The 26,999-nt window shown below is 33.9% G+C and carries 21 protein-coding genes; 12 read left to right on the top strand and 9 right to left on the bottom strand.

Going from position 1 to position 26,999, the window contains the following annotated elements; genetic code table 11:
* Positions 1-2: 2 nt before the first annotated feature.
* From LPC20_RS04390 to LPC20_RS04350, 9 genes are all read right to left on the bottom strand, one after another.
* Complete coding sequence (locus LPC20_RS04390) at positions 3-3,014, bottom strand: type I restriction endonuclease subunit R (protein ID WP_229326843.1); 3,012 nt, start codon at positions 3,012-3,014, stop codon at positions 3-5.
* Positions 3,015-3,016: 2 nt separating this feature from the next.
* Positions 3,017-4,558: an ATP-dependent nuclease gene (locus LPC20_RS04385; RefSeq protein ID WP_229326841.1), complete on the bottom strand. Its 1,542-nt coding sequence runs from the start codon at positions 4,556-4,558 to the stop codon at positions 3,017-3,019.
* Between the two features lies 1 nt (position 4,559).
* Positions 4,560-5,885: a restriction endonuclease subunit S gene (locus LPC20_RS04380; RefSeq protein ID WP_229326839.1), complete on the bottom strand. Its 1,326-nt coding sequence runs from the start codon at positions 5,883-5,885 to the stop codon at positions 4,560-4,562.
* 3 nt (positions 5,886-5,888) lie between these two features.
* Positions 5,889-7,607 carry a type I restriction-modification system subunit M gene (locus LPC20_RS04375; RefSeq protein WP_229326837.1) on the bottom strand — a complete coding sequence of 573 codons (1,719 nt, stop codon included), beginning with the start codon at positions 7,605-7,607 and terminating at the stop codon, positions 5,889-5,891.
* A gap of 4 nt (positions 7,608-7,611) precedes the next feature.
* Positions 7,612-7,809 (bottom strand): helix-turn-helix domain-containing protein, encoded by a 198-nt coding sequence (locus LPC20_RS04370; RefSeq protein WP_229326835.1) that lies wholly within the window; start codon positions 7,807-7,809, stop codon positions 7,612-7,614.
* Between the two features lie 481 nt (positions 7,810-8,290).
* The gene (locus LPC20_RS04365) at positions 8,291-9,202 is read right to left on the bottom strand and encodes a hypothetical protein (protein WP_229326833.1); all 912 of its coding nucleotides are present in this window, start codon (positions 9,200-9,202) and stop codon (positions 8,291-8,293) included.
* Positions 9,202-9,498, bottom strand: a complete 297-nt coding sequence (locus tag LPC20_RS04360) for a helix-turn-helix domain-containing protein (protein ID WP_229326831.1) — start codon at positions 9,496-9,498, stop codon at positions 9,202-9,204. The genes LPC20_RS04365 and LPC20_RS04360 overlap by 1 nt, the downstream gene beginning before the upstream one ends.
* A 213-nt stretch (positions 9,499-9,711) precedes the next feature.
* Positions 9,712-10,611: a hypothetical protein gene (locus LPC20_RS04355; protein ID WP_229326829.1), complete on the bottom strand. Its 900-nt coding sequence runs from the start codon at positions 10,609-10,611 to the stop codon at positions 9,712-9,714.
* A gap of 13 nt (positions 10,612-10,624) precedes the next feature.
* Positions 10,625-11,917, bottom strand: coding sequence for a site-specific integrase (locus LPC20_RS04350; protein ID WP_229326827.1), 1,293 nt, complete (start codon positions 11,915-11,917; stop codon positions 10,625-10,627).
* A gap of 250 nt (positions 11,918-12,167) precedes the next feature.
* Here LPC20_RS04350 and LPC20_RS04345 point away from each other — a divergent pair, with 250 nt between their 5' ends.
* The 12 genes from LPC20_RS04345 to pgmB all read left to right on the top strand — a co-directional run bounded on the left by LPC20_RS04345 (position 12,168) and on the right by pgmB (position 26,973).
* Positions 12,168-12,452, top strand: coding sequence for a GIY-YIG nuclease family protein (locus LPC20_RS04345; protein WP_229326825.1), 285 nt, complete (start codon positions 12,168-12,170; stop codon positions 12,450-12,452).
* 297 nt (positions 12,453-12,749) lie between these two features.
* On the top strand, positions 12,750-13,169 hold the full coding sequence (locus LPC20_RS04340) for an IS1/IS1595 family N-terminal zinc-binding domain-containing protein (protein WP_229326823.1): 420 nt from the start codon (positions 12,750-12,752) through the stop codon (positions 13,167-13,169).
* 105 nt (positions 13,170-13,274) lie between these two features.
* Positions 13,275-14,510, top strand: a complete 1,236-nt coding sequence (locus LPC20_RS04335; RefSeq protein WP_229326821.1) for a hypothetical protein — start codon at positions 13,275-13,277, stop codon at positions 14,508-14,510.
* A gap of 36 nt (positions 14,511-14,546) precedes the next feature.
* Positions 14,547-16,115: an MFS transporter gene (locus LPC20_RS04330; protein ID WP_229326819.1), complete on the top strand. Its 1,569-nt coding sequence runs from the start codon at positions 14,547-14,549 to the stop codon at positions 16,113-16,115.
* A 35-nt stretch (positions 16,116-16,150) separates the two neighbouring features.
* On the top strand, positions 16,151-16,372 hold the full coding sequence (locus LPC20_RS04325) for a DUF6814 family protein (RefSeq protein ID WP_229326817.1): 222 nt from the start codon (positions 16,151-16,153) through the stop codon (positions 16,370-16,372).
* Between the two features lie 315 nt (positions 16,373-16,687).
* Positions 16,688-19,393, top strand: coding sequence for an ATP-binding protein (locus LPC20_RS04315; RefSeq protein ID WP_229326813.1), 2,706 nt, complete (start codon positions 16,688-16,690; stop codon positions 19,391-19,393).
* A 4-nt stretch (positions 19,394-19,397) separates the two neighbouring features.
* Positions 19,398-19,763: a response regulator transcription factor gene (locus LPC20_RS04310; protein WP_229326811.1), complete on the top strand. Its 366-nt coding sequence runs from the start codon at positions 19,398-19,400 to the stop codon at positions 19,761-19,763.
* 25 nt (positions 19,764-19,788) lie between these two features.
* Positions 19,789-21,687 (top strand): acetate--CoA ligase, encoded by a 1,899-nt coding sequence (locus tag LPC20_RS04305; RefSeq protein WP_229326810.1) that lies wholly within the window; start codon positions 19,789-19,791, stop codon positions 21,685-21,687.
* A 35-nt stretch (positions 21,688-21,722) separates the two neighbouring features.
* Entirely contained in the window at positions 21,723-23,630 is a 1,908-nt protein-coding gene (gene acs, locus LPC20_RS04300; RefSeq protein ID WP_229326808.1) for an acetate--CoA ligase, read from the top strand.
* A 140-nt stretch (positions 23,631-23,770) separates the two neighbouring features.
* On the top strand, positions 23,771-24,796 hold the full coding sequence (locus LPC20_RS04295) for a LacI family DNA-binding transcriptional regulator (protein WP_229326806.1): 1,026 nt from the start codon (positions 23,771-23,773) through the stop codon (positions 24,794-24,796).
* A 158-nt stretch (positions 24,797-24,954) separates the two neighbouring features.
* Complete coding sequence (locus LPC20_RS04290) at positions 24,955-26,292, top strand: MFS transporter (protein ID WP_229326804.1); 1,338 nt, start codon at positions 24,955-24,957, stop codon at positions 26,290-26,292.
* A 3-nt stretch (positions 26,293-26,295) separates the two neighbouring features.
* Positions 26,296-26,973, top strand: a complete 678-nt coding sequence (gene pgmB / locus LPC20_RS04285; protein WP_229326802.1) for a beta-phosphoglucomutase — start codon at positions 26,296-26,298, stop codon at positions 26,971-26,973.
* The last annotated feature ends 26 nt before the right edge of the window (positions 26,974-26,999 follow it).

The following is a 26,999-nucleotide window of genomic DNA, read 5'->3' as shown; positions in this document are numbered from 1 at the left end:
GATTATTTACTTAATCTCTCATAAACCTTCTTCAACATATACCCTTTCACCAATCCACCGAATTCCTTATCATCCATCATTTTACCGAATATATCTTGGTTCTGCTCCATTCTACTAATTAGTGCATCCATGAATATGTCATCGAAACCGAATTTGAAGTTCTCAATTGGGTTGTTTTTGGCTTGTTCTGCTAACTTTTCATCCAGCACCATATCTTCCTCAATTTGGTCAAAGAATAGCTTGTCTGCTGTATTAAATTCTGTTTGGAACTTCTTGTTCAAAACTTCAATGATTTCAGATAAATTAGCTTCATCTTCTTTAGTTAAACGCAATCCAGCTTGACCACCACCTTCAAGTTCATAAACACTTTGGCTTTCCATAACGATGTTATGTTCTGCAATCTTTTGTAGTCTATAATATTCCAAAGAAACCTCGTCACCCAACTTGAATTTATCATTCTGGCTGGTTCTTGGTAGTTTTTTGTACAAGAATCGAGTATAAGTAAATAGCTTCTCTAAGTCAACATCTGAGAAAGGCATAATCTGAGTTAAAAACGAATATGTTCTGTTAAAACTCTGCATCGTGTTCTTGAAGTCTTCTTGTGTAACTTCCGTGCCAATTACGTTCTTATCTGAGCTTTCTTCTGGTAACTGTTTGAATCGTTCTACCGCTGGGTCAATGTATGCGTTCAGCTTTGCTTGGTCAGAAACTGTCAACGATTTTGCCGATTTAAAATATAGATTACAGAAATTGTTCACCTCTGTTTCCCATATCACATTTGCTTTATCCAATTCCGCTTTGAGGTCATACAGGTAATTAGGGTCTGAATTCTCCTTGATGGAAGTTAGTTCATAATAGGGTTGGAACGATTCCAATATTTCATCGGTATCATTCGCAAAGTCCAATACAAATGTGTCCTCTTTACCAGCACACATTCTGTTCAATCTGGATAGTGTTTGTACAGCTTTAACGCCAGATAATTTCTTATCAACATACATGGTATGCAACAACGGTTGGTCGAATCCTGTTTGGTATTTATCTGCAACCAATAACAATTGGTATTCATCCGATGCAAACTTTCTAGGTAATTCCTTTTCTGCAAAACCATTTAGCTCAACCTCGGTCACACCTTCTGGAGCGTTTCCGTAAATTACTTTTCCAGAAAATGCTACAATGGTTTTCACATCGTTATATCCTTTGTCCTTGATGTATTTGTCGAATTCTTCTTTGTATCTCACTGCATGCAAACGTGAACTTGACACCACCATTGCTTTTGCTTTTCCACCAATTTTCTTAGAAACCACTTGACGGAAATGCTCCACCATCACTTCGGTTTTCTGTGCCAAGTTATGTGGATGCAATGACATGAATCGTCCAATGGCTCTTGATGCTTTCTTCTTATTTACTTTCGGGTCGTCCTCAATTTCTTTGGACAATTTGAAGTAGGTTTTATATGTAGTATAGTTCTTTAACACATCGAGAATGAATCCTTCTTCGATAGCTTGTTTCATCGAGTACAGGTGAAACGGTTCTGGCTTTCCATGAGCACCCATCGTCCCAAATACTTCAACAGTTTTAGGTTTTGGTGTTGCTGTGAACGCAAAGAAGCTAAGGTTGTTCTGTTTACCTCTGGCTAACATAGACTTTCTTATTTCATCTTCTGCATCTTCTTCCAATCCTGTATAAGCCTCATCCTTTTCAGCTTCTTCTAATGATTTAGCTGATAATACTTCCTTCATTTTTTTGGTAGCTTCACCACCTTGTGAACTATGAGCCTCATCAATGATTACAGCATATTTTCTAGCTGGGATTTCTCCGATTTTATCCAGAATAAAAGGAAACTTTTGAAGTGTTGTGATAATGATATTCGAACCAGCTGAAATGGCATTTGCCAACTGAGTTGAATCTTTATCAATTTTTTGAACAACACCGTCTTTGTGTTCGAATTGGTAAATAGTATTCTGCAACTGTGAATCCAAAACCTTACGGTCAGTAATTACAATCACCGAATCAAAGATTCTATTGTTAGCCTCATCATGCAAACTAGATAGTCTATAAGATAGCCAAGCGATTGAATTAGATTTGCCAGAACCAGCTGAGTGTTGAATCAAATAGTTTTTTCCAGCACCACTTTGTCTTGCATCAGATGTCACTTTACGAACGACTTGCATCTGGTGGAAACGTGGGAAAATGATGGTTTCTTTTTTCTTTTTAACACCGTTCAATTCAAATTCTTCCACGCTAAGGTGAAGGAACTTGCCAATAATATCCATGAAACTATCTTTTGTCCAAACCTGTTCCCATAGATATGATGTTCTATATCCATTTGGGTTTGGTGGGTTACCAGCTCCATTGTTATAACCTAAATTAAATGGTAAGTATCTTGTTTTCTTTCCGTCCAGTTTCGTTGTCATGAAAGCCTCATCGGTATCCACAGCAAAGTGAACCAATGTTCTTTTCTTGAATTGAAATATCGGTTCGTTTGGCTCACGGTCATATACATACTGCTTTTTGGCATTCTCTACAGATTGTCCAGAAAACTGATTTTTAAGCTCAATGGAAGCAATTGGTAATCCATTTAACGAAAGCACCATATCCAATGAATTCTTGCCTACACGCTCATAATACAACTGTCTAGTAACTGACAAATGATTGGTAAGATACAATTCGTCTGCTTCTGGATTTAGCGTGCTTTCTGGCTTGAAATATGCCATCTGGAACTTCACTCCATAATCAGTAAATCCTTTGCGAATAACGTCCAATACACCACGCAAATCAATTTCTTTGACCAAACGTAGTATTACTTTTTTCTCAGCTTCGTCCTTGTGGATAGTAACTAGTTTATCCCAAGCCTTCGGTTGTGATTGCTTCAAAAAATCAGTGATGTAGCTAGGAAATAAACCCTGTTGCACATCGAAGTCTGTTGAACTACCTTTTACATAGCCACCGTGCTCCAACAAGTTGGATTCGATTGCCTGTTCAAAAGTTAGTTCTGTATGTATTCCTTTTGCCATTATTATTTCTCTAAAAATTTTAATAACCCTTTGAAAAGTTCTTCTGATTGCTCCTTTGATATTGTCTCGTTAGCAATTTCAAAAGCTTGTTTGACTTTATTGTTACTTTCACTTGATAATCTAAGCCCAAGTTCTTTACTTAAAAAAGCTTCTAAATTTGGTTCTAATTCAAGTCCTTTGTCTTCATTTTTGATTCCTTCGAGTAATTGAGGTTTAGCAAGTTCTTCATCTGAATCCCATATTGAAAAAAAATTTTCAATACCCATTGCTTTGCATAAACCAGTAAAGTATGATACCCCACCTTTGCCACCACAACTTAAGATAGATACTCCATTTTTATCTAAATCAATTCCCCAAAGTTTTTCAGAAATTGTCTGATAAAATATTTTATCAGAATCACCCTCAACCAATACTACTTTTTTTGCAAAGAAAATTTCATTCCTTTCAGTATTAAATTGTGTGAAAATTTTAAATCTTTCTTTATCAGCTTGAACAATATTAATATAATGTGTATTTTTTTGAGTATTTATAGTTCCATCCTCAGCTGTTTTATAAACCATTTCTATCTCATAAGCTCGAGAAGCATCTATGAAATTTGGGTTGTGTGAAGTGTAAAATATTTGTGATGTTTCAGATATATTCTGAAAACTTTTATACAATGCTCTTTGTGCTTGTGGATACAAATAAATTTCTGGTTCTTCAATTCCAAATATTACTTTGCCCCCCATTAATTCGGCATAAGTTTGAAAAATTGAAATTAAAATCATGTTTTGCATTCCAGAACCTACTTCTTCTGAATCAAAAACTTTATCTGATTGATTCTCAGTTAAAGTAATTTGTAAAGTTTTATAAAACCAATTTAAATTATAGATGTTTAATTCTGGATTCATTCCATTACTTAATCCTAGAGAATTAATACTACAATTCTTTACAAAAGAATCTGAAAATTTTTTGTAAGTTAAACTATTAGCATCAAAATCATCCTCTAAAAATTCTCTAGCTGGACTTATTATTTCTTTGAATGTTTCCCTTAATTTTTGTTCATCATTATGATAAAAATTAATATAGTTCTGGTAAACTTCTTTCATGAGCTTACCAAGTAATGTCCAATTACTCACTCTTAATTGTCCACTTAAATCTCTATTCGAAGGAATATATATAAAATGACAATTTCTTTTAAAATCGTCATTTAAATAAAAATCTTTGGTTGAATCATTACTCTTTAACCTAACTTCACATTTAAAATCGGGTATCATTTCCATTTTAAGTGTTATGTAATGAATTTTATAATTAGTGCCGAAATATTCATGAATAATGTGCTCACTAAAATCAATCCTTATTTCAATAGGTTGTCCTGTGTCGTAAAATAGTTCTTTTGCAACCTTAGCTTTTGTTGCCCAACCTTCACCTAGAACTAAATCTATTGCTTTTAAAATATTTGTTTTTCCAGCACTGTTAGCTCCTAAAATCGCACAAAGGGAGTTAGGTTCAATATAAATTTCCTTAATAGAGCGAAAGTTTTTTATGTGAACACTTTTTATCATATCAGTTCAATTTTTCGTTTCTAACATCCACCTTACCAGTAACTACCTCACTGATTAATGCCATTTTGTATTCTTTTAATAACTCAATTTCATGTTTGGTCTTTGATATAATTACATCAATATCTTTAGTCTTTTGCGTTAAAAATGTTATTATATCTTGTTCTTCTTCAATACTAATTTTTGGAATGTAAAAGTTACCAATACTTTCCATTGATAGATTTGGTTGAGCAGATTGAGTTGCATCTAGTGAAATTCTTTCTTTAATGTAAGAACTTTGTAACCAATACCACACAAAACAAGAGGAATTTGGATTTTTAAGTCTAATAAATGATACTGCTTGGTTTGTATTGGAAGGACAAAAATCATCTGTTAAAATTGCCACTTTACCTATCGAAGCACCAGCAATAACTATTAGAACATCGTTTAATTCCAACATAGACCTTTTTAATATCTGGTTTGTTTCATTATCAATATAAAATTCTGGTGTTTTAAGAAGTTGATTATCTACTATGTTTTCTGACTTTAAATACCGAATTTCACCATTATCACTTACTTCTTTTCCAACTGTTGATGGCGTTGTTCCTTTAGAAATTAATGTACTTAAACGTTTAATTTTTGCTATTTCCCAATGCTCTGGAATCTCGCCCAACATTTCAATCCCAGAATCCTTCATCGAAACATTCGGGTCAAGACCTTTAGTCACTGCTTGGTTGATTACCGCAACACGTTCTTCTTCTAACAATTGAATAAACTGCCCTTTCTTTGCAATTAGGTGGTCAATTTGAGTTGTTTTGTTGTCGAGGTATTTTGTAATAACCTCAATTTCGTCATCTGTTGGAATAGGAATAAAAATATTTCCAACAGTTTCTGTGTTTAAATTTAACTGTGTTCCAAGTTTGCCAAGTCCTAAATAAGGTAGTCCAGTTTGAAAAATGTAATACAGAAATTCTGGGTTAATAGATAGACTTGGAAAATATACAAAACCATCATGAATACAACATTTTATCTTTGTAATCATTGGTTTACCTACACTCCCAGCTATGCTTAAAAAGAAATCTCCTTCATGTCTTTTCACACTTAATGATGCTCCTAATTCAGATAATCGTTGTGTTGTATTTAATAAATAACGGTCACTTGCTGTTACATCAGCTATTCTTACCCATGCATATTCTCCATTTTCATCAAAATATTTTGGGTCATCAATTGGACGGGGCGAAGCACCTCTTTTTACAGGACTAAAAAGCTTAATCCTTTTAGCTTCCCAGTTACTTGGTATATTTCCAATCCATTCAACACCCGAATCTTTATAGCTATCGTACTTTTTCATAGTCTATCCGATAACTTCTTTTAATAATCCGTCTGTTTCTTGCTCAATAGCCATTATGTCCTTTCTTATGTCGTCCAACGAACGTAAAGGCTTGTACTGATAGAAATATTTAGTAAAGTTCACTTCGTATCCTACATTGGTTTTACTATGGTCAATCCACGCATCTGGCACATGTGGTAACACTTCTTTTTCCATGTATTCCTGTACATCCATTAGCAACGGAATGTTTTCCGTATCACGCAAAGATGAATCTGGTTTTGCATTGCCTTTTTTATCGGTCACAACTTGACCTTCAGCATTTCGTTCTGGTCGCTCTACCGTAACTTTAGCATAACCAAAAGCTTTGTTGTCGAATACTTTTGAGTAGTCTCCTTCTTTAAATTCACCATATATTTTTGTAATTTGAGCAATGTGGTCATCGGATAACTCGTTTCGTTTATCACCCAACGATTTGCTCATTTTCTTGAAGAAATCAACACCGTTTATCAACTGAACTTTACCTTTTCTGTTATTGGGTTTGTGATTGGATATTACCCAGATATACGTTGATATCCCTGTGTTATAAAACAACTGATTCGGCAACGCAATTACAGCCTCTAGGAAGTCGTTTTCGATTATCCACTGGCGAATACTGCTCTCGTTCTTGGTTTTGCTTGGAGAACCAGAGAAAAGCGGTGAGCCATTGAATACAATAGCCAATCGAGAACCTTCTGGTTTCATCTTGCTCATCAAGTGCATCAAGAACAAGAACGAACCATCACCAACCGATGGTAATCCAGCTCCAAATCGTCCACCATGTCCCAGCTGTTCGTGTTCCTCTTTAACTTTCTTTCCAAACTTTTCCCATTTCACACCGAACGGTGGATTAGTAATCAGATAATCAAATTTCTCGTTGGATAATTGGTCTTCAGATATACTGTTGCCTTTTTTGATGTTGGATGCGTTTTGACCTTTAATCAATAAATCCGACTTACAAATAGCATACGATTCTGGATTCAGTTCTTGACCAAACACCTCCAAACGTGCATCTGGATTCAATTCGTGTAAGTACTCTTCTGCTACAGAAAGCATACCACCTGTTCCCGCACAAGAATCGTATATCGTTTTGGTAATACCTTTTTTGGTTAGAATATCACGGTCATTCAAGAACAAAATGTTCACCATCAATTTGATTACCTCTCTAGGTGTAAAGTGCTCCCCAGCAGTTTCGTTCGAAATCTCAGCGAATTTTCTAATCAGTTCTTCAAACATATAACCCATCTCCATACTTGAAATACGGTCTGGATGCAAGTCGATTTCTTGGAAACGCTTCACCACCATAAACAACAAGTTGGCATCATCCATTTTATTGATTTGGTTTTCGAACTCAAATTGTTCAATGATTTCTCTTGCATCTTCTGAGAATCCGTTGAGATAGTTTCTAAGATTTGATGCTATGTTATTTGGGTCAGCTATTAGCTTCTCAAAGTCGAATTGGCTTTTATTATGGAACTTGAATCCAGCCGTTTTGTTTAAAATCGGGTCAAGGTTCTCAAAGTTGGTTGTTTTCAGCTGGTCATACTTTTTAAGTACATCCACTTTGGTGCTTTCTAGCACGCAATCCAATCGTCTAATTACTGTTAACGGTAAAATAATCTTCCCATAGTCACTTTGCTTATAGTCACCTCGAAGTAGGTCTGCAATTGACCAAATAAAATTTGCTGATTCTTTAACGTTTTTCATTTATTTAATTCAATTTATTATCACTTAATAATTCTTTTGCTTGCACTTCTAAAAGATTAGCAATTCTAAAAAGCACCTCTATTGAAGGCTGTCTTTTATTTGTCACATAACCATTTACCATATTGTATGACTTACCAAGTTTATCCGCAAGCCATACTTGTTTGATATTCTTCTGATTAAGCACCTCTTTTATACGATTCATTTTTGTGGGGAATTTCGTTACAATATAGTACTTATTATCTCATAATTTGATATAAAATGAAAATTTAAGTAAAAAATTATATCATAGTATCAATAATAATAGTTAGTAAGTATGAGTAAGATGAGATTATGTTTATGGAATCCTATTTTTTATTTGTTAAGCAAAGTCTTTAGTAGCTATTTTACTTATAAAAATTTGAGATAGTGAAAAATTGAAATCAGTCATAATATCAAGTGTTTCCTCTTTAATATAAGATGTTAAGTATTTTTGATTTTGATGCCTTAGAATGTAAATTTAGGTGCTTTAGTGTAGCGGTGAAGTATTTTGCTTTTTAAACTTAATCTAAATTTTGATTGAGGAGCAACATTGTTTTTGGCGGTCTTTTTTAGGTAAGTTTGAAACAAAAAAAACAGCCCCGTCAATAGAGCTGTTTTTTTTTAATAAAGAGAATGCCAATAAATATATTACAGGTATTTTCTCTCTAGGCAACTTTTTTAGAACCACTTGCTAATAACAATTCCAAGAATTTAATTTCCATTTTAAGTAGAATTTCTTTCTTTGTTTCTAAAAGCTGGTACTTCTCTAAAAGTAATTTGAAATCTTTCTTTAACTTATAAATTTGGTTACTAGTTTTACTTGATTTCAACCTTATCCAATAGTTAGGGTTCATATACTCGTTAAGTCTATTTAAGTGCTGGAGAGGGATAGTTTTACCCTCAAACTCATCTACTATCACAAGCCCCTCTATATTTCGCTTAAAATCAAAATACAGCCTTCTAAGGGTGTTTCTATCGGTTAAATCTTCAAGTTTAAATACTCCAAGTTTATTTAAATATACTTTCTTAATAATTTTAAGTTCCAATCGCAATATAAAATTATCCAATTTAAAGGGTTTAGACTTATTATAAGTCTTTATCCAGTGACTATCAGTATGAAACTCTTTATAATCCCCCCTGCCGGAGAACTTTAAGTCTTTATTGGGAGCTTTGCAATTATTCATCAAAATATTCTTGTCAATGATTAACTGGGGGTCTTTGCCCACAGCTATATTTAGTCCAAATTCAAGATTTGTCAGATAATTTGAATCCCCTAATTCGTACTTAATTAATAAACTGTTAATCTCGTTCTCAATATCAGGGTAACTAAAATCATCATAATTTTGGTCGCCTTTATCATTTCTAATATTATGATATTTGTGAAGACTGCCTTTTATGTATGAGGATTGTTTAGTCAAACTGATATCTAGATTAGAATCTTTACCTCTTTTGGGGTACTCCATTATCTCGCCTGTCGCAATATCAAATGGACTAACTAGCTGAATCACTCCATTGTTTACAATGTGATTTTCTAGCCTCTGTTTATCAGATGCGAAAATTTTTATATTATCTACCATTAGGATACTTCTTTAAGAGGGTTAAGAATGGCTAAAACATCTGATTCTCTATAAAGAACTCTTCTTCCAGCTTTGAAGTTTACTAAAATCTTATTTTTGTTCCAGTTGTACAAAGTACCTTCACATACTCCTAAAAGTATACATACTTGTTTTCTGTTTAATGTCGGTACCAAAACATCCTTAGGAGCTTCGGTAAATAAATTTTTAACTTTTTGTAACTCTGATGAAACTATCTCACGGATAGTACTAGCCATGACCTCTATAGGCACATTGACTAAATTGATATGGTTTTCCATACTCCTACTTTTTTTTAAAATTAATAATTAATAACCCCACCTCCGAAAAATTACTTTGTTTTTCTGATATACAAATCTGATTTGTATGATGGGTAAAAAATCTGTTTTAATGCATTAAAAAGATTGTAGAAATTGATCGATCAAATTTCTTTTGCAAAGGTCCGATTTTTTTTTAGGTACGTATTTTTGTACCTGTACGAGAAAAGTACGAGATTAATTATTTCGTTCAGAAAGTTGTTGTAAACGTAATTCATAATAAGAAGAAACCTCCTTATTATCTGCAAGTAAATCAAATTTAATATTCTGTAATGTTTCTATATTTCTAGGCTCAAAAATATTCTTATTTGAATTTTCTCCTATTGTTTCAGAAATATAAGGTCTAAGTGAATCTTTTTTTAAACATAAAACATCTTCTATGTGATGAGACATTTTGTTAATATTTGTAAACTCTAAATCTTTAAAAAAAAACCTTGGGTTACTCCTCTTTTCAGAAATAACTCTAATATCTCCATTTGCAAACATTACAGCCACTTTTTTCCACGCCGGGACATTAAAATTCGGAACCCTCTCAGTCAACCTACTCAGATATTCAAGTTTTTGATCAATACTCGAAGTTATTTTTATGTTTTCACTTTGGATATAATCTTTGAAGTTAGCAATATTTAATAAATCTAAATTTGAAATTTTACCATCCGAATAACTAGAAAAGTTGGTATTCATATAATCTCTAAAATATTTTAGTTTATCGATAATTGAAAATTGATTATTAAGATAGTTGGCATAATAAAATGTTTCTAAATCTAAAAGCAAACCTTGATATAACGAATTGGTTTTATCAACAAAATATGAGTTATTTATAAGTAAAACTTCCTTATGGTGTAACGTAATTACATTATTATTTACGTCATACAAACTCGAATCTCTCTGAGAAGAAAAGGATATGTAAGAACCATTTAGAACCGTTATTTCCTTTTTCAAAAGATTGTCATACTCTTTAGTTTTTTCATCGTAATAGTCAAAAAAAGAATATACATACCCTTCGATAAATTGTTGTTTAACCAATCTATTAAATCTTGCTTTCAGTTGAAAAAAATCAATTTCAAATTTTTCCATTTCAATTATCTTATTAAACATTAAAAAAACCTTGACCTACAATATGAGAAGCCCTTTCTTCTCCTTGAATTCTAATGTACTTATAAAATTCTCTCTCGGTTTTATGTCCCGAAAAATGCATTATATCAAACACCGGCATTTTCTTTTTATACATATTTGTACAGAAACTTCTTCTAGCAGTATGCGAGTGTATTAATTTATACTTGGGAATAAAATCTTTTACTTCTACACCTCCTCTTGTGATTGAAAACTCAATAGGCTCATTCAATTCAATAGCCTGTCCTACCTCCTTTATACAACGATTCAACAATTGCTCAAACATTTTTTTAGGAGGATTCCCAACATGCCTCTCATCCATTATCTCTCGAATCTCCTTTGTAATTGGACACTGTACCTCGGCTTTTGTTTTTTTCTGTTTAATTTTGAAATAATCAACCCCATTAATTCGCTTTATAGATTCCTTAGTCAATCCATTATAATCACTAATTCTTTGACCTGTGTAACATCCAATTAAAAAAATATCTCTTGCCAATTCAAGTTCAGGATATTTAGAAAGATCTTTATTTAGCATCAATTCCAATTCATTATCTGTTAAATAAATAGCTGTTGTTTCTTCGGCTTTCAAATTAAAATCAGACAAGTTAAAATCAACATTATCTATAAACTTCTTTCTATTGGCTTCTATAAGAAATGTCTTTAAATTTTTTAAATGTTTTGTAATTGTATTCAGAGCAAAATCAAGCTCCTCTAAATATGTTATAAAGCTCAATGCAAACGATTTATCAAAACTATTAAAATCAACTTTTATATTGTTTGACTCCGAAAAAGCCTTTACTTTCTTTAAAGTTTGATTATAAGATGTATATGTGATTTTAGTAATACCTTTCTTCTTTAACTCAAGATAAGCATCGGCAAAATCAAAAAAAGTAATTGGGGCAATCTTTTCACTTTTAACATTTTTGTTTAAAAAGTTGTCCAAAAATTGTTTTAAAACTTCATTAGTGACGATGATATTTTCAGCAATAAGTCTAGAGTACTCTTTTTTAATAGCGTTTTCAATATTACTCAAAAATTCATTTACCTCTCTTGCATTAATAATATTCGATTTTGTCTCTTTGATCTTTTGTTTATCAAAATCCCAATTTTCAAAACATGACTTATAACCAGTTGAGTACTTAAAACGTGCCCCATACGAAAAATGGAGAAAAATCAAACTTTCCTTTTTCTTAGATGCTTCAAGCATATATACTGGATCTTTAAAAGCAAATCTAACTACCCCATTAAAATTATCAATAGTTGTTTTCATTTTATACATCTTTATACAAAGATACAAAAAAATAATATTAGGGTGCTTGATAGGGTGCTTATAAAATTGTATTAATTTAAATTTAAATTGATCAATTAAAACATATTAAGATATAAAACTTAATAAAACAAAGGTTTAACAGATTTATTAATGGATATTAAAAATTAAAGACATTTAATAAATATGGTACTGGAGGTACCACAAAACCCACTCTAACGAGTGGGTTTTTTGTTTTTTAAACTCCCAAACCATGTCCCATTTCCTATACATACTACATTCAAAAACAAGCACAAAATATTATGTAGGCGAAACTCATGATGTTAAAGAGAGAATTCTCAAACACAACCAACATAAATATGCTAATGCTTATTCTAAAATTGCCAATGACTGGACATTAGCTTTAAATTTTGAATGTATTGACCGAAACGAAGCGCTCTTTCTTGAAGGTTTCATTAAAAAAATGAAAAGTAAAATTTTTATTGAAAAAATTATTCAAAACCCTGAAATACTTAAAGATATTTTATCGAAAAAATAAAAACACATGTGTCCCTGGTTCTCCCGAAGCGTCGGGACTGGAGGTACCACAAAACCCACTCTAACGAGTGGGTTTTTTGTTTTTTAAACTTATTAAACAACTGCGACTTCTTCAATTAAAAATATCAGGTTATTACTCAAAGTGAAATTTACCTTTTTTAATAATCACCCATTTTACTATTAAAAGTTTACTGTTTTTCTATTAAAAATAAAGTCTCTCTAATTTTTTAGATGTTTTTTTATTGATTTATGATTTGTATATTTGCTAATTTACTATATTTATGCAAAATTTATATATATGGAAATTCTTGCCTGTCCAAAATGCCAAAACGATCATATTGTTAAAAGTGGCATAATTAACCATAAACAAAGGTATGCTTGTAAAAAATGCAACTATTTCTTTACTGTTAATAAAATAGGAAAAAAGATAGATGATTATTATGTCACTAAAGCTCTGCAACTCTACTTAGAAGGTCTTAGTTATCGAGAAATCGAACGCATTATAGGCGTTTCTCACGTTACCATTAGTAATTGGGTAAAAAGCTTCAATATCAAAAAGCCAACCCATACTAACTACCACCCTACTTACAAGATCTTTAATCATTTAGAACTTGTAGAATATTTAAAAAATAAAGATTTACTCTCCGGTGCCGGAATGATAATTACTGAACTTGGAGATAAATTTATGCTAATAAAATGGGAACGTTTTAAAGACTAACTATAGTAGTTTACAAAAAAATATATAGTAATTTTTTTTAATGGAAAAATAATTGAATTTGGCACTGTGAAAACTAACCATTTTATTATTTAACCAATTATTACTATGAAAAAAACACTTTTTATTGCTGCACTATTATGTACAGCTTTTGTTTTTTCGCAAGAGAAAACCCCTCCAAAACCATTTAAAACAGAGCTGTACGGTTTTGCTCGAGTAGACTATAGTATAGACACGAGACAATCTGCACAAGTAAGAGAATTCCATCTTAATCTTTGGCCACTTGATAAAAAAATTGATTCAAAAGGAGCAGATATCAATGCGAGCGGTGCTTCTAATTTTCTTTCCGTAGTGTCTCGACTTGGAGTTAAAGCGTCTGGCCCAGATGTATGGGGGGCAAAAGCTTCTGGTGTTTTAGAAGGCGATTTCTTTGGAAATACAGAACAATCTATTGCCCTTTTTAGATTACGTCATGCATACGCTAAATTAGACTGGGAAAAAACATCATTAACATTTGGTCAAACTTGGTACCCTCAATTTATACCTGAGGTATTCCCGGGGGTGGCTAACTTCTCTACGGGTATTCCTTTCAATCCTTTTGGATGGGCAACTCAATTTAGATTAGATCAAAAATTAAGCAATCAGTTTAAATTTTCGTTCATTGCTTATAAAGACAGAGAATTTGGAGCTTTCCCAATTGATGGAAAGCAAAACTCTCCTGTTTACAATAGCGTTATTCCAGCGATGCATGGAAAAATAGAATTCAGAAACAAATCGGTAATTGCTGGTTTAGGAGCTGAGCTTTACCCAAACAAACCATTAATTGAGAGTAATGGTGTTAAATCTAACGAGACTCTAAATTCAACTTCAGTTCTGGCTTATTTTAAATACAATGCAGAAAAATTTCATATTAAAGCATATGGAATATCTGGAGAAAATTTACATCATTTAGTTATGCTTGGCGGCTATGCAAGCTATGCAAATGGAACTAATCCGGTTACCTATGAAGGAATTCGAACTAACTCATTTTGGTTGGATATTGCAAGCAATAGTGCAACAACAGCACCTGGTTTTTTCTTTGGATTCACTAACCAAGATGGTACATCGACGAACACATCAGCTCTTGGTATTTATGGCAGAGGGATTAATAGCACAAGAGGAGTTAAGGATATAGTAAGAGCATCAGCTCGAATTGATTTCAAACAGAACAAATTTAGACTTACTCCTGAAATCGAATATACAGCTGCTACACATGGAAACACTCAAAAAGACCTTTCTATTTCTGGAATAGAAAACAAAGTAGCAAATTTTAGAGCGACTGTTTCAGCAGTTTACAGTTTTTAAAAAATTATTAACAATCAACCCAAAAACAATTACATTATGAATGAAAACAAAAAAAGCTCCTTATGGACAGTTATTGGAGCGTCTTCAGTAGGTACCATGATCGAATGGTATGATTTTTACATCTTTGGTAGTTTAGCTACTATAATTTCAACTAAATTTTTCCCTTCAGACAATCCAACTGCTGCCTTCCTATCTACATTGGCAACTTTTGCTGCAGGTTTTGTTGTGCGCCCTTTTGGAGCATTGTTCTTTGGTCGTTTAGGCGATTTGATTGGACGTAAATATACGTTCATGGTTACTCTTTTATTAATGGGAGGAGCCACTTTTTTAATTGGATGTATTCCAAGTTATGAAACGATTGGTTTCTTAGCGCCAACTTTAGTATTAATTTTACGTTTACTTCAAGGTTTAGCTCTTGGTGGGGAATACGGTGGTGCAGCAACTTATGTAGCTGAACACGCTGGTCCGGGACAAAGAGGTTATTGGACTTCATGGATTCAAACTACTGCTACAATTGGATTATTTGTATCATTACTTGTTATTATGGCTACTAAAAGCGCCATGAGTAAAGAGGCATTTGAAGATTGGGGATGGAGAGTTCCGTTTTGGGTTTCAATCCTTATGATTTTAGTTTCTTACTTGATTCGTAAAAACATGAGCGAATCTCCTGAATTTGCAAAAGTAAAAGCAGAAGGTAAAACTTCTAAAAATCCATTGAAAGAAAGCTTTGGTAATAAATTGAACTTTAAGTTTGTGTTGCTAGCTTTATTTGGATTAGTTATGGGTCAAGGTGTAGTTTGGTATACAGGACAATTCTATGCTATGAGTTTTATAGAAAAAGTAATGGGCTTAACTGACCAAGTAGGTGATATCATGATGTATGCTATTTTAATGGCAACTCCATTCTTCGTATTCTTTGGATGGTTGTCTGATAAAATCGGTAGAAAATGGTTAATGCTTGCAGGTATTTTAATTGCAGTGATCGCATACAGACCAATTTACAGTGCAATGTATGAAACTGCTAGTATCAAAAACAAAACTGAAATTGAGGCTAAAACAGTTGTAGTAGCTGAAACGAAAGAGAATAAAGCAAAAGCATTAGACTCTGTGTACACGACAACTAAAGAGTATACTGATGGTGCAACTTGGAAAGAAGTTAAAACCGTAACTTTAGAAAATGGAGTAGCTAAAATTGGTGACGATGGAAAACCTAAAGTAGAAGTTAAGAAAACTATGGTAGTGAATGAATCAGACAAATGGACTTTGATTTGGTTAGTATTTATTCAAATTTTCTTTGTAACTATTGTGTACGGACCAACAGCAGCATTCTTAGTTGAATTGTTCCCAGCAAAAATTCGTTACACTTCAATGTCATTACCGTACCATATTGGAAATGGAATCTTTGGAGGTTTGCTTCCAGCAGTGGCAACATCATTGGTAGCGGCAGCTACAAAAAAGAATGAAATTGCAGCCGAAACTGGTTCAGCCATTGCAGTAGCCGAACCTTATTTAGAAGGTCTTTGGTATCCAATCTTAATTGGTGGTATCTGTTTTGTAATTGGAGCAATATATATAGACGGAAAAAGTAAAGCTCACAAGGCATAAGAAATCAAATAAGTTTTAACTTTAAAAAAAATATTATGAACGCAATAAAAAAAATATTAGGGATTGTTTGGATAGATTTATCTCAGTTGGCTGGATATTATCTAATCATAAACCAAGCTTTACCAAAATTTGAATCTGGAAAACCAGAAGATATGATTCCTGCCATTATTTATACCTTTGTTCTTGCTCCAATTATTATTGGAGGTTTAGGAATCTTTGGTTATTACTCATTGACAGGAGAATACAGTGATAAATAATTAGTAATTTCTATTTAAAATTATGCAATCGCTGTCATTTATGGCAGCGTTTGTATATTTTATGAAATACTACTGAAAATAAAATATACTAGACCAATAACTTTACTGAATACCTAGTAGTATACAATATGAAAAAAAGACATGAACAAAAATTGGTAATCCTTTCAATGCTATTACTCTTAGCTTTGAACATGCCATTATTGTTATTGTTTGATAGTTCTGAACCTTTTTTAGGCTTTCCTATTGTGTATATTTACGTGTTTTCTATATGGTTATTTTCTATAGGCATAACCTACTTAATTATTAAAAGATATTATGAGTAGTGTAGCCCTTTTGTTAATTTTAGTATTGTATATGCTAATCCTTTTTTATATTGCCTATTGGGCAGAAAAAAGAGGACATTCTCGTTGGACAAACAATCCTTATATCTATTCGCTGTCCCTTGCCGTATATTGTACAGCTTGGACCTATTACGGAAGTATTGGCGTTGCAGCCAATTCTGGTTTAAATTACTTACCTATTTACTTAGGACCTATCATTATTATTCCTACTTGGATGATTATTTTAAAAAAAATAATTCGCATTTCAAGAGTGAATAAAATATCAAGTATTGCTGATTTTATTTCATTACGTTATGGTAATGACAGATTTTTAGGTGCTTTAGTTACCATCGTTTGTATCTTTGGTATTGTACCTTACATTGCTTTGCAACTCAAGTCCATCTCGGACACTTTTCATATCGTTACTAAAACGGAATCTAGTTCAAACATTTTTTACGACACCTCTACCTATGCGTGTATCGCACTCGCTTTATTTGCGTCTTATTACGGAACCCGTTATGTAGATGCATCAGAGAAAAGACGAGGTATTGTAACTGCGGTAGCCTTAGAGTCGGTATTGAAATTAGTATTCTTTTTGATCATTGGAATCTATGTCACCTACTTTGTATTTGACGGATTTGATGACATTTATACACAAGCTTCAGGACTAGAAAAATTTGCCGAGAAAAATTCTATTGGAGGTTTGACTGGCGCCATCAACTGGTTTTTTCTTTGCATACTCTCTATGTTTGCCATTTTTCTTTTACCAAGACAATTTCATACCGCAATTGTAGAGAATAACAAAGAAACTCATTTAAAAACCGCCATGTGGTTGTTCCCACTCTACCTGTTGCTATTCAATATTTTTGTTTTCCCAATTGCTTGGGGAGGAAATATTTTATTTGAAGGCAAAGGATTAAATTCGGATACTTATTCCTTATTGATTCCACAATTTTTCAATAACAACACACTAACCGTTCTAGTATTTTTAGGAGGGTTTTCTGCCGCCATTTCGATGATTATTGTTTCGTCTATTGCATTGGCAACCATGCTTAGTAATAACTTATTAATTCCGTATGGTTTTGTTGGCAGGCTGAGAAACAAGTCACAAGATAAAAACAATACAAGAATTTTACGAAGCAGGAAAATAGGTATCTTTTTATTGATTATTTTGTCCTATGCGATTTACAAAATTTTCATTTTAGATTACTCCCTTGTTTCCATTGGACTTGTTTCTTTTGTAATTATAGCGCAACTAGCCCCTGCTTTTTTCGGCGCTCTTTTTTGGAGAAGAGGATCCAATAAAGGGGCAATAACCGGAATTATTCTTGGCTTCATTATTTGTTGTTATACTTTATTAATTCCTTATGCTTTAGGGATATCTAATTCTACTAGCCAATTCATAAAAGAAGGCCCTTGGGGATTTGATTTATTACAACCCTTACAACTTTTTGGATTGGATTATTTAGACCCTATCCCACATGCTTTATTTTGGAGTTTATTTTTTAATATAATTGGGTTTGCTTCGATTTCTGTTAGTTTTAAAGGAAATTACAGAGAACGAAATTATGCCGAAATGTTTGTTGATATTGACAAGTACATCACCAATCACGAAGATGCTTTTGTATGGAAAGGAACAGCCTATGTCTCTGATATTGAAAAGGTTTTGCAGCGTTTTCTTGGTGAAGAAAGAACCAAACGAGCCTTATCCATATTTAATTTAAAGTACAACATTGACAAAAATGTTACCACAGCAGACCCACGTTTTATAAAATTTGCAGAGAATTTATTAACGGGACATATTGGTACGGCTTCCGCCAAAATTTTAATAGCAAGTGTGGTGAAAGAAGACGAAATAAGTCTGCCAGAGGTGTTGCGAATCTTAGAAGAGTCCAAAGAAAACATCATCATCAATAAAAAATTGACCGATACTTCCAATGAATTGCAAAAAATATCCGAGCAATTAAAAGTGGCCAATGAAGAACTTGTTAAGAAAGACATTCAAAAAGATGAATTTTTAGATACCGTTACTCATGAATTACGTACACCAATAACAGCTATTAGAGCCGCTAGTGAAATTTTACATGATGACGAAGATGTGCCGTTTGAAGTGCGCAAACAATTTTTGCAAAATATCATTTCAGAATCCGATCGTTTGAATCGTTTGATTGATAAAATCTTAGATTTAGAAAAATTTGAAACAGGCAAACAAAAGATTTATCTCTCTAAAAATAACATTGTTTCAACAGTTGAAAAAACCTTAGAATCGGTTAAGCAACTAATTGCAAATAAAAAAATACAGGTGGTATTTGAAGATGCTGGCCAAGAAATTCGAGCTTTTTATGACGAAGAACGCATCATTCAAGTGATTCATAACTTATTGTCGAATGCAATTAAATTTTCAGCTGAAACAGATGGTTTAATTCACATTCAAATTACCGAAAACGAATCCAATGTTGCTGTAACGATTCATAACAACGGCAAAGGAATCAAAAAAGAAGATTTTGAAGCCATCTTCGACAAATTTTATCAATCTAGAAACCAAAATGTCAAAAAACCAATTGGTAGCGGATTAGGATTGGCCATTTGCAAACAAATAATTGAACATCATAAAGGCGCCATCTGGGCCGAAAATAACGTAAAAGAAGGAGCCACTTTTGTCTTCACACTACCCAACTACAACACAACAGAAAACAACTAAGAGGATGAAAAAGATACTAATCGTAGACGACGAACCGAATATCGTAATGGCTTTAGAATACACCTTCAAAAAGAACAATTTTGAAGTATTTATTGCGCGCGATGGAAAAGAGGCGCTGGAAATTTTAGAAAAACAACTTCCAGATGTAATCATTTTGGACGTAATGATGCCAATGGTTGACGGATATGCCACCATAGAAGAAATCAAAAAAGACGATCGATTAGCCCATTGTAAAGTCATCTTCCTTTCGGCAAAAAACAAAGAAAGTGATATTGAAAAAGGGATGATGTTAGGCGCTAATTTGTATGTCGTCAAGCCATTTTCAGCAAAAAAATTAGTTGAACAAGTACACGAATTATTAGAAAACTAGCCCCAATTTATATAAAAAAGTTACAATGAATTATAAAGATACCTACGCAGCAAGCACCGAAAATCCGGAAGCGTTTTGGAAAAAACAAGCCGGAAGTATTGATTGGTTTACACAACCTGAAAGCATTTTATCTTCTGATGAGAATGGTTATCCGCTTTGGTACAAAGACGGAGAATTAAACGTATGCTATTTAGCATTAGACAAACATATTGAAGAGGGTTTTGGTGATCAAGTGGCTATAATTTATGATTCACCTGTTACTCAAACCATAAAAAAATATACTTTTTTAGAAGTAAAAACTGAAGTGGCTAAACTTGCTGGAGGAATGCAATCTTTGGGATTAAAAAAAGGAGATACAGCCGTAATTTATATGCCTATGATTCCGCAAGCCGCATTTGCCATGTTGGCATGTGCGCGAATTGGAGTGACACATTCAGTTGTTTTTGGAGGATTTGCTCCTCACGAATTGGCTATTCGAATTGACGATTGCAAACCAAGAGCAATAATCACTGCCTCTTCAGGAATTGAAATTGACCGATTGATTGCTTACAAACCGTTAGTTGATGAAGCTATTCAATTGGCCGAACACAAACCTAAAAAAGTAATTATTCTGAACCGAAAATTAGGGGCAAAAGTGCCATTTAAAAAATACGATGTGGATTATGACGCATTGGTATACGGATCTGAAGAAGCCGATTGTGTTCCGTTGAACTCCACACATCCTTTGTATGTTTTATACACATCTGGGACTACTGGGAAACCAAAAGGAATCGTTCGTGATTCAGGTGGTTATGCAACGGCTCTAAAATATTCAATGCAAAATGTGTATAATGCCAAAGAAGGTGAAGTATTTTGGGCAGCATCTGATGTGGGTTGGGTTGTAGGACATAGCTATATTGTTTATGGCCCACTAATCAATAGAAATACAACTATTATTTTTGAAGGAAAACCAATCAAAACTCCCGATGCAAGTACGTTTTGGAGAATGATTGAAGAGCATAAAGTAAGCGTTATGTTTACAGCTCCAACAGCAATTCGTGCTATCAAAAAAGAAGATCCAAACGGAGAATTCATCAAAAAACACGATTTAAGTTCGCTAAAAATTCAGTTTTTAGCGGGTGAACGTTGTGATGTAGCTACTTTAGAATGGTACCAAGAACACATTCCGGTTCCAGCTATTGACCATTGGTGGCAAACAGAAACAGGTTGGCCAATTGTAGCTAATATGATGGGGATTGAATATTTACCAATCAAACCGGGATCTGTTGGAAAAGCAGTTCCAGGATTTGACATCCGAATTTTTAGTGAAAACGGTACAGAAGTAGGACCCAACGAAGAAGGATATGTAGTTATCAAATTGCCTTTGCCTCCAGGAACCTTATTGGATTTATGGAAAGACAACCTAAGATTCAAAGCAGGTTATTTAGAAAAATTTCCAGGTTACTATTTCTCAGGTGATGGCGGATTCAAGGATGACGATGATTATATTTTTATTACCGGTCGTGTGGATGACGTAATCAACGTAGCGGGTCACCGTCTTTCTACTGCCGAAATGGAAGAAATTGTAGCTTCACATTCGTCTGTAGCAGAATGTGCCGTTATTGGAATTCACGATGAACTAAAAGGGCAAACACCATTGGCTTTGGTAGTCATAAAGCACGGAGATGACATGGAGCATTTCCAATTGGAACAAGAAATTGTAAAACTAGTACGCCAACAAATTGGTGCCGTTGCTTCATTGCGAAATGTAGTTATTGTAAATCGTTTACCAAAAACCCGTTCGGGTAAAATTCTTCGTAAATTAATGCGAAGCATAACTGACGGTGAAGATTTCCAAATTCCGTCCACTATTGATGACGAAGCCATTGTAGGCGAAATTATCGAGGTATTGAAAAAATACAAAATTGGAAGTTACAGCAAATAAAACAAACAGAATTAGAACATATAAAATAGAATACCATGAGTTATTATAAAATTGAAAATTTAGAAGAATACTTCAAACACTACAAAAAATCGATTCGTGAACCTAAAAAATTCTGGGACCGAATTGCCTCTGAAAATTTCACTTGGTACCAAGAATGGGACAATGTAATTGATTTTAATATGGCTGAAGCCGAAATTAAATGGTTTACCAATGCCAAAGTAAATATTACAAAGAACTGTATTGACAGACACCTTGCCAAAAGAGGAGAAAAAACAGCCATTATTTTTGAACCGAATGATCCTTCAGAGGCAGCGCAACACATTTCGTATAACGAATTGTACGAACGAGTCTCAAAAATGGCTAATGTTTTGCGTGAGCAAGGCGTCAAAAAAGGAGATCGCGTCTGTATTTATTTGCCAATGATTCCAGAACTTGCCATTTCATTATTGGCTTGTGCTAGAATTGGAGCGATTCACTCGGTCGTTTTTGCAGGATTCTCTGCTTCGGCAGTGGCTTCAAGAATCAATGATTGCGAATGTAAAATGGTCATCACTTCTGACGGAAGTTACCGCGGGAACAAAGCGATTGACTTAAAAGGCATTGTGGACGAAGCCTTAGAAAAATGTCCTTGCGTTGAAACGGTTTTGGTTGCCAAAAGAACCAACACCAACGTGAATATGAAAGAAGGACGTGACCAATGGTTGCAACCACTTTTAGACGATGCAATGAATACTAACGTTGCTGAAATTATGGATGCTGAAGATCCTTTGTTTATTCTTTACACTTCAGGTTCTACAGGAAAACCAAAAGGAATGGTTCACACTACAGCAGGTTATATGGTGTATACTGCTTATACTTTCAAAAATGTATTTAGCTACGAAGAAAATGATGTTTTCTGGTGTACCGCAGATATTGGTTGGATTACAGGTCACTCGTATATTCTTTACGGACCTTTATTAAATGGAGCTACTACTGTTATTTTTGAAGGAGTTCCTTCGTATCCAGACTTCAGTCGTTTCTGGGAAGTAATTGAAAAACACCAAGTCACTCAATTCTATACTGCCCCAACAGCTATTCGTGCATTGGCTAAAGAAAGCGTAGAATACGTTCAAAAATATCCTTTACAATCGTTAAAAGTCATTGGATCTGTTGGTGAGCCAATCAATGAAGAGGCTTGGCATTGGTACAACGACCACGTAGGCGGAAAAAGATGTCCAGTTGTAGATACGTGGTGGCAAACAGAAACAGGAGGAATTATGATTTCGCCTTTGGCTTTTGTGACGCCTACAAAACCAACCTACGCTTCGCTTCCATTACCAGGAATTCAACCGGTATTAATGGATGAAAAACGCAACGAAATTGAAGGCAATCAAGTAACCGGAAGTTTATGTATTAAATACCCTTGGCCGAGTATCGCAAGAACCATTTGGGGAGATCATCAACGCTACAAAGAAACCTATTTTAGTGCTTTCCCAGGGAAATATTTTACTGGCGACGGAGCTTTGCGTGACGAAGTGGGTTACTATAGAATCACAGGTCGTGTCGATGACGTAGTGATTGTTTCTGGACACAATTTAGGAACTGCACCTATTGAAGATGCTATCAATGAACATCCAGCAGTAGCTGAATCAGCTATTGTAGGTTTCCCACACGACATCAAAGGAAATGCCCTATATGGATTTGTCATCTTAAAAGAATCAGGAGAAAACCGTGATAGAGATAACTTAAGCAAAGAGATTAACCAACATATTTCAGATCATATTGGACCTATTGCCAAATTGGATAAGATTCAATTCGTTTCGGGTTTACCAAAAACACGATCTGGAAAAATTATGCGTAGAATCTTGCGTAAAATTGCAGAAGGCGACTTCTCAAACTTTGGAGACATCACCACTTTATTAAATCCAGAAATTGTGGATGAAATTAAAGATGGAAAAATTTAGTTTTTAGTTTAGGTGTTAATTGTAGTTAAAAAAAGCTACTCCTTGAATGGAGTAGCTTTTTTGTTTGTTCTGAATAGTATTTTAATTGTGAAAATTAAATTTACCTTTATACGCAATTATTATTTCCGTTTATTTAAATCATGAAGAGAAAAGTAACGCTAAAACAGATTGCAAAAGACCTCAACGTCTCCATTTCGACCGTTTCAAAATCGATCAGAAATAGCTCTGAAATTGGAGAAGAAACCCGTCAAAAAGTTCAAGCTTACGCTAAATTGCACCATTATACACCTAATAATATTGCTTTAAGTTTAAAAAACAGAAAAACCAAAACTATAGGAATCATTATTCCTGAAATTGTGCATCATTTTTTCTCAACCGTAATTAATGGCATTGAGCATGTAGCCAATGAAAATGGTTACAATGTTATTATTTGCTTGTCTGACGAGTCTTTTGACAAAGAGGTTTTGAATATGGAAATGCTTGCTAAAGGTAGTATTGACGGATTTATAATGTCATTATCTAAAGAAACCCAATTTAAGGGCGATTTTAATCACATTACCGAAGTGATCAATCAAGGAATGCCTGTTGTAATGTTTGATAGAGTCACAGATGAAGTTTTGTGTGACAAAGTCATCATTAATGATAAAGCTGCCGCATATGAAGCAGTACAAAGTCTAATCGATAAAGGAAGAAAAAAAATAGCTCTTGTCACCACAATGGATTATGTAAGCGTTGGAAAACTGCGAACCGATGGTTACACCAAAGCATTACTTGACAACAACATCGCCTTTGATGAAAATTTAATACTCAAAATTGAGGACATAGCAAATAGCGAAATTACGATTAGTACATTTTTAAAGGATAAGGCAATAGACGCTGTTTTTGCTGTAAACGAACTTTTTGCTGTTACCATAATTAAAACAGCTACTAAAATGGGATTGAATGTTCCAAATGATATTGCAGTAATAGCATTTACAGACGGTATTATATCTAAATATTCTACCCCAACAATAACTACTGTCTCTCAAAGAGGGAAAAAAATGGGTGCAAAAGCTGCGAAAATTCTAATCAATAGACTAGAATCTGAAGAGGAAGAAGAAGGGGAAGAAAATTATAGAACAGAGGTTATTGCTACCCATTTAATTGAACGGGAATCTACAATTTAAATTAAAAATGTTACTTCTATCGCAACTACAACCTTGTAGTTAAAATTATTTATCCAAAATTCAATTTGGCTCTTTTTAGTTACAAATATATTTTTACTTTTACGATTCAATGGCTGTTTTTAAGTATAAAACAAACCCATTTTTTAAAGTAAATTACTATGGAAAAGCGTAAATTAAGTACCGCTGAAATCTGGACAATGAGTTTTGGATTTTTAGGCATCCAAATGGGTTTTGCATTGCAAAATGCTAATGCTAGCCGAATTCTTCAAATCTTTGGTGCCGATGTGCACGAACTCTCTTGGTTTTGGATAATTGCACCTTTAATGGGGTTAATTGTACAACCTATAATTGGGTATTATAGTGACAAAACATGGGGCCGTTTTGGAAGAAGAAAACCATTTTTCTTTGCAGGTGCGATTCTAGCTTCTATTGGTTTAATCTTGATGCCACAAGCCGAAATCTTCATTGCTGTACTTCCCGCTTTATGGGTGGGCGCTGGAATGTTAATGATTATGGATGCTTCATTTAATATAGCTATGGAACCTTTCAGAGCATTAGTAGGTGATAATTTAAGAACCGACCAAAGAACTGCGGGATTTAGTGTACAAACCGCCTTAATTGGTTTTGGAGCAGTTATTGGATCATGGCTTCCTTATGTTTTAACCAATTGGTTTGGCGTTTCCAATAAAAATGAAGAAGGCGGAGTTCCTTATAATTTAATCTTATCCTTTATAATTGGTGCAATCGTCTTAGTAGGATCCGTATTGATTTCTATTTTCAGTACTAAAGAATATTCACCGGAAGAGTTAGCCCAATTTTCGGATGAAAAACCAGCTTCAGAAAAAGAATCTAGCCTTTTTGATGTAATTGATGATTTCAGACTAATGCCATCCACAATGAGACAACTGGCTTTTGTTCAGTTTTTCTCTTGGTTTGGACTATTTGGCATGTGGGTTTTTACTACTCCAGCCATTGCACATCACATTTACGGTTTACCTATTAGTGACAATTCAAGTGATGCCTATCAAACCGCAGGTGATTGGGTTGGTGTATTATTTGGGGTGTACAACTTAGTATCTGCCATCTATGCTTTTGCTTTGCCTTACATCGCCAAACAAATTGGACGAAAATCAACTCATGCCATCTCATTAATTATAGGCGGCATAGGTCTAATCTCCATTTATTTTGCACCTAATGAGGATTTCTTAATTCTTTCGATGGTAGCCGTAGGAATTGCTTGGGCAAGTATTTTATCGATGCCATTTGCCATTCTTGCAGGTTCGATTTCTCCTTTCAAAATGGGAGTATATATGGGAATTTTTAACTTTTTTGTGGTATTACCACAGATTGTGAATGCCTTAATTGGAGGTCCTCTTGTAAAATATGTGTATCAAGACAACGCCATCTATGCTATTGTAACCAGCGGAGTTAGTTTTATTATTGCCGCACTTTTAGTTACAAGAGTTAAGGATGTCGATGATGTAGTAAAAAAATAAATAATGACAAAAAAAGCATTTATATTCGACCTTGACGGCGTAATTGTAGATACGGCCAAATACCATTATTTGGCTTGGAAAAAAATCGCAAACGAATTGGGTATCGAATTCACACACGAACACAACGAATTATTAAAGGGAGTGAGCCGAGTGCGTTCACTCGATATCATTTTAGGTCTTGGAAACGTTGAAGCTTCTCAGGATCAAAAAGACCAATGGTTAGTTCAAAAAAACGAGGAGTATTTGACTTATCTAGTAGATATGGATCAAAGCGAAATACTTCCTGGCGTAATGTCGGTTTTAGAATTCTTGAAAGCCAACCAACAACCTATCGCTTTGGGTTCGGCAAGTAAAAATGCCCGACCTATTTTAGAAAAAACAGGTATTCTATCTTACTTCGATGTGATTGTTGATGGAAATGACGTAAGCAACGCTAAACCAGACCCTGAAGTTTTTCTTCAAGCAGCGCAAAAATTGGGCGTTACCAATGAAAATTCCATAGTTTTTGAAGATTCAGTTGCCGGAATTCAAGCAGCTAATATTGCGACAATGACTAGTATTGGCATTGGAGATGCAACCATTTTAAACGAAGCCAAATACAATTTTAAAGACTTCACTTTTATAGATGAAGCTTTTTTAAATTCACTGATAAGCCCCCTAACCCCCAAAGGGGGAAATTAGGGAGTAAATAAAATATGTTTAACAAA

Source organism: Flavobacterium ammonificans (assembly GCF_020886115.1).
Lineage (GTDB): Bacteria > Bacteroidota > Bacteroidia > Flavobacteriales > Flavobacteriaceae > Flavobacterium > Flavobacterium ammonificans.
Note: the sequence above shows the minus strand (reverse complement) of the source record. Positions and strands in the feature narration are given on the sequence as shown.